The organism is Flagellimonas cixiensis, assembly GCF_042134615.1.
Lineage (GTDB): Bacteria > Bacteroidota > Bacteroidia > Flavobacteriales > Flavobacteriaceae > Flagellimonas > Flagellimonas cixiensis.
Genome location: NZ_CP169639.1, coordinates 2,558,911 through 2,570,217, shown reverse-complemented (window position 1 = coordinate 2,570,217; position 11,307 = coordinate 2,558,911). Strand labels below are relative to the sequence as shown.

Annotated in this window: 6 protein-coding genes and 2 tRNA genes; 3 read left to right on the top strand and 5 right to left on the bottom strand. The window is 41.8% G+C overall.

Features of this window, described 5'->3' with window-relative positions:
• Positions 1–135: 135 nt before the first annotated feature.
• The 3 genes from ABT310_RS11580 to ABT310_RS11570 form a co-directional block, all read right to left on the bottom strand.
• A tRNA-Pro gene (locus ABT310_RS11580) sits at positions 136–210 on the bottom strand.
• A 16-nt stretch (positions 211–226) separates the two neighbouring features.
• A tRNA-Ser gene (locus tag ABT310_RS11575) sits at positions 227–310 on the bottom strand.
• 111 nt (positions 311–421) lie between these two features.
• On the bottom strand, positions 422–2,458 hold the full coding sequence (locus ABT310_RS11570; protein WP_375324041.1) for an HD family phosphohydrolase: 2,037 nt from the start codon (positions 2,456–2,458) through the stop codon (positions 422–424).
• A 113-nt stretch (positions 2,459–2,571) separates the two neighbouring features.
• Between ABT310_RS11570 and ABT310_RS11565 the strand changes: the two genes are divergently transcribed.
• On the top strand, positions 2,572–3,747 hold the full coding sequence (locus ABT310_RS11565) for an acetyl-CoA C-acyltransferase (RefSeq protein ID WP_375324040.1): 1,176 nt from the start codon (positions 2,572–2,574) through the stop codon (positions 3,745–3,747).
• Positions 3,748–3,767: 20 nt separating this feature from the next.
• The gene (locus ABT310_RS11560) at positions 3,768–4,520 is read left to right on the top strand and encodes an NlpC/P60 family protein (protein WP_375324039.1); all 753 of its coding nucleotides are present in this window, start codon (positions 3,768–3,770) and stop codon (positions 4,518–4,520) included.
• Between the two features lie 47 nt (positions 4,521–4,567).
• On the opposite strand, the gene ABT310_RS11555 is transcribed toward ABT310_RS11560, so the two are convergent.
• Both ABT310_RS11555 and gyrA read right to left on the bottom strand, forming a co-directional pair.
• The gene (locus ABT310_RS11555; protein ID WP_375324038.1) at positions 4,568–5,830 is read right to left on the bottom strand and encodes a tetratricopeptide repeat protein; all 1,263 of its coding nucleotides are present in this window, start codon (positions 5,828–5,830) and stop codon (positions 4,568–4,570) included.
• A gap of 44 nt (positions 5,831–5,874) precedes the next feature.
• Positions 5,875–8,400, bottom strand: coding sequence for a DNA gyrase subunit A (gene gyrA / locus ABT310_RS11550; RefSeq protein ID WP_375324037.1), 2,526 nt, complete (start codon positions 8,398–8,400; stop codon positions 5,875–5,877).
• A 261-nt stretch (positions 8,401–8,661) separates the two neighbouring features.
• Here gyrA and ABT310_RS11545 point away from each other — a divergent pair, with 261 nt between their 5' ends.
• Positions 8,662–11,220: an ATP-dependent Clp protease ATP-binding subunit gene (locus ABT310_RS11545; RefSeq protein WP_375324036.1), complete on the top strand. Its 2,559-nt coding sequence runs from the start codon at positions 8,662–8,664 to the stop codon at positions 11,218–11,220.
• Positions 11,221–11,307 lie beyond the last annotated feature (87 nt).

The window sequence follows — 11,307 nt, the reverse complement described above, 5'->3', positions numbered from 1 at the left end:
AAAATGGAAAAACTTTTAAAGAAATTAATCCCACTACTTTTCCAATAGTTTTCAAACTATATATTTTGTATGCAAATTGTATGCAAATAAAAAAAGGTTACAACTTAAAAAAGCTGTAACCTTTTGATTTTCAAGTCGGGGTGGCAGGATTCGAACCTGCGACCTCCTGCTCCCAAAGCAGGCGCGATAACCGGGCTACGCTACACCCCGAAAATTTTGGAAAAAGCGGAGAGACTGGGACTCGAACCCAGGCAGCACTTACGCGCTGACAGATTAGCAATCTGCTCCGTTACCACTCCGGCACCTCTCCTAATTCTATTTATGAACGTGCATTCTGAAAATGCGGATGCAAATGTACCTTTTCAGATGTTAGATCGCAACTATTTTTCAACTTTTTTATCGCTTTTCTACCAATAACTTGCTATTCAGGATATTCCACTCGCAAGTGATAGATGTTGGTAAGTTTAAGTTTGAGCACTTTCTTCACCATCTCGATTTCTTTTAGGGTAATATTCGCATTTAAAAACTGATTGGCCTGCATTTGGCCCTTAACAATCTTCTCCACAAATTCGTCGATAATGGCAAAGGTTGGATTCTTTAAACTCTTGGAAGCTGCTTCCACTGCATCGGACATCATAAGAATTGCAGTTTCCTTCGAAAACGGAATGGGCCCTGGATAGCTAAAATCGACCGCATCGACCTCCTTATCCAGCTCCTGTTGTTTTTTAAAAAAGTAATACACCGTAGTTGTGCCGTGGTGTGTTCTAATAAAATCTATGATTCGGTCTGGAATATTGTTTTTTCTGGCTATTTCAATACCGTTGATCACGTGATCAATTATAATCTTTGCGCTCTCTTTGGGCGGAAGATCATCATGTGGGTTCACATTGGTAATCTGATTTTCGGTAAAATAGGTCGGATGTTCCATCTTTCCGATATCATGGTAAAGTGCCCCTACCCGCACCAACATCGCATTGGCACCAATTTCGTTGGCTGCGGCCTCTGCCAGATTTGCCACTTGTAAGGAATGATGAAACGTTCCCGGTGCTTTATCTGAAAGTTGTTTCAATAATTTGGAATTGGTGTCGGACAATTCCAACAATGAGACATCGGAAACCAAACCAAAAACCTTTTCAAACATATAAATCAATGGTTGGGCAAAAAGAGTCAATAATCCATTGATCACAAAAACACCAAACAATTCCCATTCAATATTTTCCAAATTCCCTTCGTGAATGGCATGAAAGGCGAAATAACCAATAATATAAATTAAGGTGATCTGTCCTACCGAAATAAATAGATTGGCCCTCTTATACAACTCAGATGCCGTTAAAATGGTAACGATACCCGCAATGATCTGCAAAAAGATATACTCAAAGCTATTGGGTACCACAAAACCTAAAATCAGAACGGTAAGCACATGTACAAACAACCCCAAACGCGCATCGAAAAAGTTTTTGAGCACCAGGGGAAGAATGCACAAAGGCACCACATAAATATAATTTTCGTAATGCTTCACCATTAAGGTAGTAGCCAAAACCATCAATAGGATGTTGAAAAATATGAAGGTAACCTTGTTGTTGTTATTAAAAATCTCGTCTCGGTATCTTTTCAGAAAGAGAAACAACATAATCAAAACAAGAGCCACCAAAATGGTATACCCCAACAGGATAAAATAGTAATTACTGCCCATCCAAAGTTCTGATTCGTATTCATCCTTTAAAGAGCTCAATACTTTAAAATCCTCGGCCTCTACAATATTCCCCTTAGCGATGATGAGTTTTCCCTGCAATACTTCCCCACGGGTATATGAAATTTTGGAAAGTTGGTCGTTCAAGGCGCTTTCCGTAAGCGATTCATTATAGAATAAATTAGGAACCAAGCTATTCTGAATTACGGAACCTAATGCCGAAGAACCGATTACATTGGCCTGTGAAAGTGTTTCGGTCACTAAAAGCTTGGCCTTGTCCAAATCCAAAAAATTGGAAGGGGAAAGAGGTTGTGCCTCATTGTTTTTTACCACCGCAATGGCTTTGGATTGTGGTATTTCCTGAAAAACACCATCCGCATACACCACATCAACAACCGTTTGCGAGAGGTTGATAAGTTCCGAACGCTGTTGTGGATTATAGGCACTGGTTTGCAAAATAGAATTTAACGACTCGCCTACCACCTTTTTTACATTGGCCACTACGGTTGCATCAAAAGTGTAGTAATCCGTTTTATTGGTTCGGATGGAGGATTGCTCCTCCTCTATTTCCTCTTGTGTTTTTTTGATTGAAAAATCAATAGGGGCATACAAGTTTTCATATTGCCAAGGTTTCCCTTTTTGAAACTCATACTTAAACTTTCCTTCTTTCGGAAAAAAGAAGACAATAAGGGCCACGGTAACCACGTATAGGAAGTACTTATAAACCAATGATTGGTGTTTGTAGACGTTGTCCAATGTTTTTCCCATACTGTTAAAGTGTTAAGCTCAAAAATAGAAAATATATATAAGAAGCGGGTTGCCGAATTCGCTTACCGCTTTGCATTTAAATTTAGTATTTTCGCAAGAGTTAAAATGCACATATGAAAAAAGTCGTCATTGTTTCAGCTGCCAGAACTCCCATAGGTAGCTTTATGGGTTCCCTTTCCACGGTTCCTGCCCCAAAATTGGGTGCCGTTGCCATTAAGGGTGCTTTAGATAAAATTGGTCTAAAACCCGAATTGGTCGAAGAGGTGCTGATGGGCAATGTAGTGCAAGCTGGAACCGGTCAAGCACCAGCTAGACAAGCCGCAATTTATGCAGGTATCCCCAATACTGTTCCCTGTACCACTGTGAACAAAGTTTGCTCTTCGGGCATGAAAACAATTATGCAAGCCGCCCAATCCATTGCTCTTGGCGAAAACTCCATTGTTGTGGCCGGCGGAATGGAAAATATGAGTTTAATACCGCACTATGCATATATGCGAACTGGAACCAAATTTGGACCTACCACATTGCTGGATGGCATGCAAAAAGATGGTTTAGTGGATGCATACGACCAAAACGCCATGGGTGTTTGCGCCGATGCTTGCGCCTCAAAATATGAATTTAGCCGGGAAGACCAAGATGCTTACGCCATTCAATCGTACCAAAGGTCTGCCGATGCCTGGAATGCCGGTAAATTTGAGAACGAGGTAGTTCCTGTTGAAGTGCCTCAACGAAGAGGAGAACCTGTTGTAGTGCGTGAAGATGAGGAATATAAGAACGTGAAACTGGAAAAAGTTCCTTCCTTACGTCCCGCTTTTACCAAAGAAGGCACCGTAACCGCGGCAAATGCCTCCACCATAAATGATGGTGCTGCAGCTGTGGTATTGATGAGCGAGGAGAAAGCCAACGAATTGGGGATAAAACCCCTTGCGACCATAAAAGGATATGCCGATGCGGCCCATGAACCAGAATGGTTCACCACCGCTCCCGCCAAGGCCTTGCCAAAAGCCCTAGATAGAGCTGGGGTATCCATTGACGATATCGATTATTTTGAGTTTAATGAAGCTTTCTCTGTTGTGGGATTGGCCAACATGAAAATTCTAGGTTTAAACGATTCCAACGTGAACGTAAACGGTGGAGCGGTATCCTTAGGACACCCATTAGGATGTTCCGGTGCCAGAATCACCATAACTTTATTGAACGTGTTGGAACAAAACAATGCCAAACTGGGAGCAGCTGCCATTTGTAATGGTGGTGGTGGTGCTTCCTCCATTGTTTTGGAAAGAAATTAGTGATTCAATCTGTACTTTAAATGCAATATGGAATTTGTCCTCTAAGTATTGTTCCTATTCGTACCAATCCGGATGGATGTTCCGAAATGACTTCCCAGCTCCAATATGGAGAACATTTTAAGATCTTGGAAAGTCGAAAGAAATGGAGCCGTATTCGGGTAGCTTACGACAGATTTGAAGGTTGGGTGCCCAACAATCAAATTACCGTGGTTCCTGAGCAAGTTTATGAGGAGCTGGATGCCTTGGAACATACTAAAATTTGTTGCGATATCATATCCCATATCTATGCCAGCGATGGAATGCTGTTACCTATTTTACTAGGCTCCATGATGAACGCACCTGAGCTTTTAGGGCATACGTTCGAAGGAAGCGTTCAAGAGGGACAGAATGTAAAAGAAGGATTGATAGATACCGCCATTTTGTATTTAAAAGCACCTTTTTTGGGCGGAGGAAAAACACCTTTTGGTATCGATTGCTCCGGTTTCACCCAAATGGTCTATAAAATAAATGGATATGCCTTGGGGCGTACGGCCGAAGAACAGTCCAAACAAGGGGAAGCCTTAAGCTTTATAGAAGAAAGCGAACCAGGTGATCTTGCTTTCTTTGATAACAATGAAGGTGTTATCGACCATGTGGGCATTATTCTTAAGGACAATTACATCATCCATGTAAACGGTCATGTCCGTATCGACCGCATAGATCATACGGGTATTTTCAATACAGATGAAAAACTATACACCCATCAACTTCGGGTGATTAAAAAAATCATATAAAAAAAGCCTCAACAGTGTTGAGGCTTTTTATTTGGTTCAGGAGTTTCTTATTCTCCCAAAAGCTTTTTAATTCTCATGAAGTTTTCAGTATCTCCCAAAGCTCCATAAATATTTTTCAACTGGGTCAAAACACCCTCGTTATCAGGATTTGATTTCAGTGCATCTTCCAACACGGTGGCACCTTCTCTAAATAGACTATCTTTTTTGTCTTTAAGTTCATCGTATTTAGCAATATCAGCTTTAGATGTACCTAGAGAGTTCATCTCATCGATAAGTCCGTTACCTTCGTTCACATAAGTGGTAGAAAGGTTCAAAAGAGCATTGATATAACCAGGATCTACGGCCAAGGCTTTTTTGTAAGCATCTCTTGCAGCTTCCAAGTTTCCTTGCTCCATGTTGATTACACCGATGTTGTACAATAAATCTGGATTATCAGGGGCCATTTCTGAAGCTTGTCCCATCAATTCCACAAACTTGTCCTTGTCGCCCATGGCGTAGTAAAGGTTAGCTTCACCCAAAACCAAGTTTACATCGTTTGGATCTACCGCTCTGGCATCTGAATATGCAGCAAGCGCTTTTTCATTGTCTCCCATTTGCTGATAGATCATGGCGATATTCTTTACAATCTCTGGTCTTTTTGAAGGACTTACTTCTTCTTTTGGGTCTTTGTGAGTCCCAGCTTTTACGTAAAGATCACGTGTAGCTTTATCCATGGTTACGGTTTCACCTGTGCTAACATCAACAGCAGTGTAAGAAACTGAACTACCATCGTAGTTCAAATCTTTCAGTTCATTGTAGTATTTCAAAGCTGGCTCATACTCTTGGGCATTTACAGCACTACTTGCCGCATAATATAGGTAAATGGTGTCCTGTGGGCTTAACTTGTAGCTCATGTACAACTTTTCAGCTGCTTCCATGAAATTTTTATTGTTGTTGTCCTCTACGGCAGAGTTCACCAAGTCAGCGGTCATTGCCGACATTTGCTCTTTGGCAACACTTGTGTATTTCTCCTTTCCGCTAGCTTCCTCAATAGAAACAACTTTTTGATAAGCCTCAACTGCTGGTTCAAAAGCTGAAGCATCACCTTTTTTGGCCAAATCGTAGTTTGCATTTCCCAATACTGCATAATACTGCGCCTGCATTTTCTCATCTGCACTTGCAATGGTGGATGAAGCACTTTCCAAAGCTGCTTTGGCTGCCGCCGCGTCACCTTTCTTCAATGCCTTTTCCGCGTCCTTGATTTCATCCTTCTGGGCAAAACCCATCATGGAAACACCTAAGGCAAGTACTAATAAAACTTTAGTTTTCATGTTTAAAAAGTAAATTATTGATTTAGTGTATATTGATTTATTAATTATTCTTCGCTCTTGTCATTATCAATTGCCGTGCCATCTTCTCCCTTCACTTCGATATCCATAATATTGGTTTCATCCACTGGATCATCTTCTTTCATAACTTTGGCCACTGCTGCAATGGAATCACCATCCCTTAAGTTGATAAGTCGAACACCTTGAGTGGCCCTACCCATAACCCTTAGGTCTTCCACGCTCATTCTAATGGCAATTCCGGACTTGTTGATGATCATAAGATCATCGGTATCGGTTACGTTTTTAATCGCAACCAATCCACCGGTCTTGTCGGTGATGGAAATGGTTTTTACACCCTTTCCTCCTCTATTAGTTACGCGATAATCGTCCAAGTTGGATCTTTTACCATACCCATTTTCTGAAACAACCAAGATATCGTCCTCAAAATTGTGTACGGAAACCATACCGATTACCTCATCTTTATCGTTCGCCAAAGTGATACCACGAACTCCAGATGCATTACGCCCCATAGGTCTGGTCTTGGATTCTTCAAAGCGGATGGCCTTACCAGATTTCAAACCAAGGAAAATTTGACTTGTTCCCGTGGTCAATTTGGCCTCCAATAGCTCATCTCCATCTTTTACGGTAATGGCGTTGATACCATTTTGACGTGGTCTGGAATATTGCTCCAAAGAGGTTTTCTTCACAGTACCTTTTTTGGTCGCCATAATTACGTAATGACTATTCACGTAATCTTCATCCTTCAAATCTTGGGTACAGATAAAGGCTTTTACCTTATCATCCGACTCAATGTTGATCAAATTCTGGATGGCCCTACCTTTAGAGGTTCGGCTACCTTCTGGGATCTCGTAGACCCGCATCCAGAAACATTTTCCGTTTTGGGTAAAGAACAACATGTATTGGTGGTTGGTTCCCACAAACAAATGCTCCAAGAAATCCTCATTTCGGGTAGAAGATGCTTTTTGACCTACACCTCCCCTATTTTGGGTTTTGTATTCAGACAAAGGAGTTCTTTTGATGTATCCAGCGTGTGAAATGGTGATCACCACTTGCTCATCCGGAATCATATCTTCGATACTCAAATCACCACCTGCGTAGTTGATCTCAGATCTTCTTTCGTCACCGTACTTCTCCTTTACTTCCATCAACTCATCTTTGATGATCTGCATTCTACGCTCTTTTTTGGCAAGAATGTCTTTCAAATCTTCGATGGTCTTTAAAAGTTCGGCATGCTCTTCACGAAGTTTGTCCTGCTCCAGTCCTGTAAGCTGACGCAAACGCATTTCCACAATGGCCTTCGCTTGGATTTCGGTCAACTTGAATCGCTCCATCAGATTGTTTCGTGCGTCTTCCACATTGGCAGATCCACGAATAATGGCAATTACTTCATCAATATTGTCCGAGGCAATGATCAATCCTTCAAGGATATGGGCACGGTCCTCCGCTTTTTTAAGCTCAAATTTGGTTCTACGAACCACAACCTCATGCCTGTGCTCCACAAAATGGTGGATGATTTCCTTCAGGTTCAACAATTGCGGTCTTCCATTGACCAAGGCAATATTGTTAACACTAAAAGAGGATTGAAGTGCCGTGTATTTGTACAAGGTGTTCAATACGATATTTGGAATGGCATCTCGTTTCAATATGTAAACGATACGCATCCCTTTTCTATCGGATTCATCCCTGATAGATGCTATACCTTCAATTTTTTTATCGTTGACCAAATCGGCGGTCTTCTTGATCATGTCCGCCTTATTCACTTGGTATGGAATTTCGGTGACCACGATACATTCCCTTCCTTGGATTTCCTCAAAGGAAGCTTTAGCACGCATGACCACTCGACCACGACCGGTATGAAAAGCCTCTTTTACACCATCGTACCCATAAATAATTCCCCCTGTAGGAAAATCGGGAGCCTTAATATGTGTGATCAACTCTTCTATTTCAATATCGCCATTATCGATATAGGCGATTGTACCATCCACCACTTCCGATAAGTTATGGGGCGGCATATTGGTGGCCATACCCACGGCAATACCCGAAGCGCCGTTCACCAATAAATTGGGAACTCGGGTGGGCAATACGGTAGGTTCTTCCAAGGTATCATCAAAGTTCAATTGATGATCAACAGTATCCTTATCAATATCTGCCAACATTTCGTCGGCAATTTTGCGCATTTTCGCCTCTGTATAACGCATTGCTGCTGGGCTATCCCCATCCACAGAACCAAAGTTACCTTGGCCATCGATGAGCATATACCTCAAACTCCATTCTTGGGCCATACGCACCATGGTATCGTAAACCGATGAATCACCATGTGGGTGGTATTTACCCAAAACTTCCCCAACAATACGGGCAGATTTTTTATGTGAACCGGTGGACCTTACTCCCAGTTCATGCATCCCGAAAAGTACTCTTCGGTGTACAGGTTTTAGTCCATCACGAACATCTGGCAGGGCACGTGACACAATGACCGACATTGAATAATCAATGTAGGCAGATTTCATCTCATCCTCTATGTTGATAGGAATTAACTTTTCTCCTTCCGCCATGCTTATTTGTTATTAATTTTTGTGGTTAAATTATCATGGCAATATACAGAAAATAGCAGCCTTTATAATGGTTTGCCCGTGTTTTATTAAAAAAATTATCAACATTATCCACAAACCCCCGAATACGATAATAAAGCTTTGTTAAATCGATAAAAAAACCACCATATTTCCGACATTTACCACTACTTTATCGAATAAGGGTACGGTATTTGACCACCATAACAATACTTTTATTAATTTTAATTGCTGAAAAGGAAACGTATGGACGATAATTTTTCCCCAAGAGTAAAAGACGTTATAGCATACAGTAAGGAAGAGGCCCTAAGATTGGGCCACGATTTTATTGGTACGGAGCATCTGATGCTTGGTCTTTTGAGAGATGGAAATGGCAAAGCCATTAATATATTGGACGCACTCGACGTTGACTTGGAACACCTACGCAGAAAAGTAGAGATTCTAAGTCCGGCAAACCCAAATACAGGAACGATTCAGAAGGATAAGAAAAACCTACATCTGACTCGCCAAGCGGAACGTGCACTAAAAACAACATTTTTGGAAGCCAAGCTTTTCCAAAGCTCATCCATCAATACCGCACACCTGCTACTTTGTATTCTTAGAAACGAGAACGACCCCACCACAAAGTTGCTCCACAAACTAAAAGTGGACTACGATAACGTGAAGGAGCAGTTCAAATCCATGATCACAAGTGATGATGACTATATCGATTCCCCACAAGCGGAATCCTTCCCTGGTGATACCGACGATGTGGGCGATGGAAAAGAAAGCACCTTTGGTGGAAGCGGTGCCGCACAAAAAGGAAACAAAAAATCCAAAACTCCGGTGTTGGACAACTTTGGCCGTGACTTGACCAAATTGGCCGAGGAAAATAAATTGGACCCTGTTGTAGGCAGAGAAAAAGAGATTGAAAGGGTTTCACAGATATTGAGCCGTAGAAAAAAGAACAATCCATTGTTGATCGGTGAACCTGGTGTGGGCAAGAGTGCCATTGCTGAAGGTTTGGCGCTTCGAATCATCAACAAAAAAGTTTCACGTATCCTTTACAACAAGCGTGTTGTAACACTAGATTTAGCCTCATTGGTGGCTGGTACAAAATACCGTGGTCAGTTCGAAGAGCGAATGAAGGCGGTGATGAACGAGCTTGAAAAAAATGACGATATCATTCTGTTCATTGATGAAATCCATACCATAGTAGGTGCTGGTGGGGCAACAGGAAGCTTAGATGCCTCCAACATGTTCAAACCTGCATTGGCAAGAGGCGAGATTCAATGTATTGGAGCCACCACGCTTGATGAATACAGACAGTACATCGAAAAAGATGGTGCTTTGGAACGTCGTTTCCAAAAAGTCATGGTGGAACCAACCACTGTGGAGGAGACCATTGAAATTTTGATGAACATCAAAGGGAAGTATGAAGAGCACCATAATGTAAACTATACCGACGATGCCATTGTGGCCTGTGTAAAATTGACCAACCGTTACATGACGGACCGATTTTTACCGGATAAGGCCATTGATGCACTGGATGAAGCAGGTTCACGCGTGCACATCGTAAACATGGACGTTCCAAAACAAATTTTGGAACTGGAAAGCCAGTTGGAAGATGTTCGAGAACTGAAAAATAGCGTTGTTAAAAAACAGAAATACGAAGAAGCTGCCAAACTTCGCGATGACGAAAAACGTCTGGAAAAAGAACTGGCAGTTGCCCAAGAGCGCTGGGAAGAAGAAAGCAAACTACACAGAGAAACGGTATCGGAAGATAATGTGGCCGATGTAGTTTCCATGATGAGCGGAATCCCTGTGAATCGTATCGCACAAACAGAAAGCAACAAATTGGCCGAGTTGCCCAACCTAATCAAAGGTTTTGTAATCGGACAAGACGAAGCGGTGGCCAAAGTGGCCAAGGCCATTCAACGAAACCGGGCAGGTTTAAAAGACCCTAACAAGCCGATTGGCTCCTTCATATTTTTAGGCCAGACAGGGGTGGGTAAAACCCAGTTGGCCAAAATTTTGGCCAAGGAACTATTTGATTCTGAAGATGCCCTAATCCGAATCGATATGAGCGAATACATGGAAAAATTCGCCATTTCTAGATTGGTGGGAGCACCTCCAGGGTACGTTGGATACGAAGAAGGGGGACAATTGACCGAAAAAGTACGTCGTAAGCCCTACTCCGTTGTTCTATTGGATGAGGTTGAAAAGGCACACCCAGATGTATTTAATATGCTGTTACAGGTGTTGGATGATGGCTTCTTGACCGATAGTTTAGGTCGCAAGATTGATTTTAGGAATACGATCATCATCATGACCTCCAACATCGGTGCAAGACAATTGAAGGATTTTGGACAGGGCGTTGGATTCGGAACGGCCGCCAAAAAAGCACAGGCCGATAGCCATCAAAAAGGAGTAATCGAAAGTGCGCTCAAAAAAGCATTTGCACCCGAGTTCTTAAATAGAATTGACGACGTAGTGGTCTTCAACCCATTGGAAAGAGAAGACATCCACAAGATCATTGATATTGAATTGAACAAATTGTTCAACAGAATAAAAGATATCGGTTACGAACTCAATCTTTCCGACAAGGCCAAGGATTATATTGCCGATAAAGGTTTTGACAAGCAATATGGTGCCCGCCCATTGAAGAGGGCCATCCAAAAATATATTGAGGATGCACTGGCCGAGGAAATCGTAAATTCGAAATTGGAAGAGGGCGATAGTATTTTTATGGATTTGGATGAAGCCAAAGAAGAGCTTACAATATCCATTAAAAAAACAGAGGAATCATCCGAAGCAGAAAAATAAAACCGTAATACACTGACTTAGAAAAAGCTGACCATGGTCAGCTTTTTTTATATCCAAATGTGTCATTTAAACGATAATTCAGCATTT

Excerpts from the sequence above, each read along its gene's own strand:
- ABT310_RS11545 (WP_375324036.1), top strand. The coding sequence starts at position 8,662 with ATGGACGATAATTTTTCCCCAAGAGTAAAAGACGTTATAGCATACAGT.
- ABT310_RS11570 (WP_375324041.1), bottom strand. The coding sequence starts at position 2,458 with ATGGGAAAAACATTGGACAACGTCTACAAACACCAATCATTGGTTTAT.
- gyrA (WP_375324037.1), bottom strand. The coding sequence starts at position 8,400 with ATGGCGGAAGGAGAAAAGTTAATTCCTATCAACATAGAGGATGAGATG.
- ABT310_RS11565 (WP_375324040.1), top strand. The coding sequence starts at position 2,572 with ATGAAAAAAGTCGTCATTGTTTCAGCTGCCAGAACTCCCATAGGTAGC.
- ABT310_RS11560 (WP_375324039.1), top strand. The coding sequence starts at position 3,768 with ATGCAATATGGAATTTGTCCTCTAAGTATTGTTCCTATTCGTACCAAT.
- ABT310_RS11555 (WP_375324038.1), bottom strand. The coding sequence starts at position 5,830 with ATGAAAACTAAAGTTTTATTAGTACTTGCCTTAGGTGTTTCCATGATG.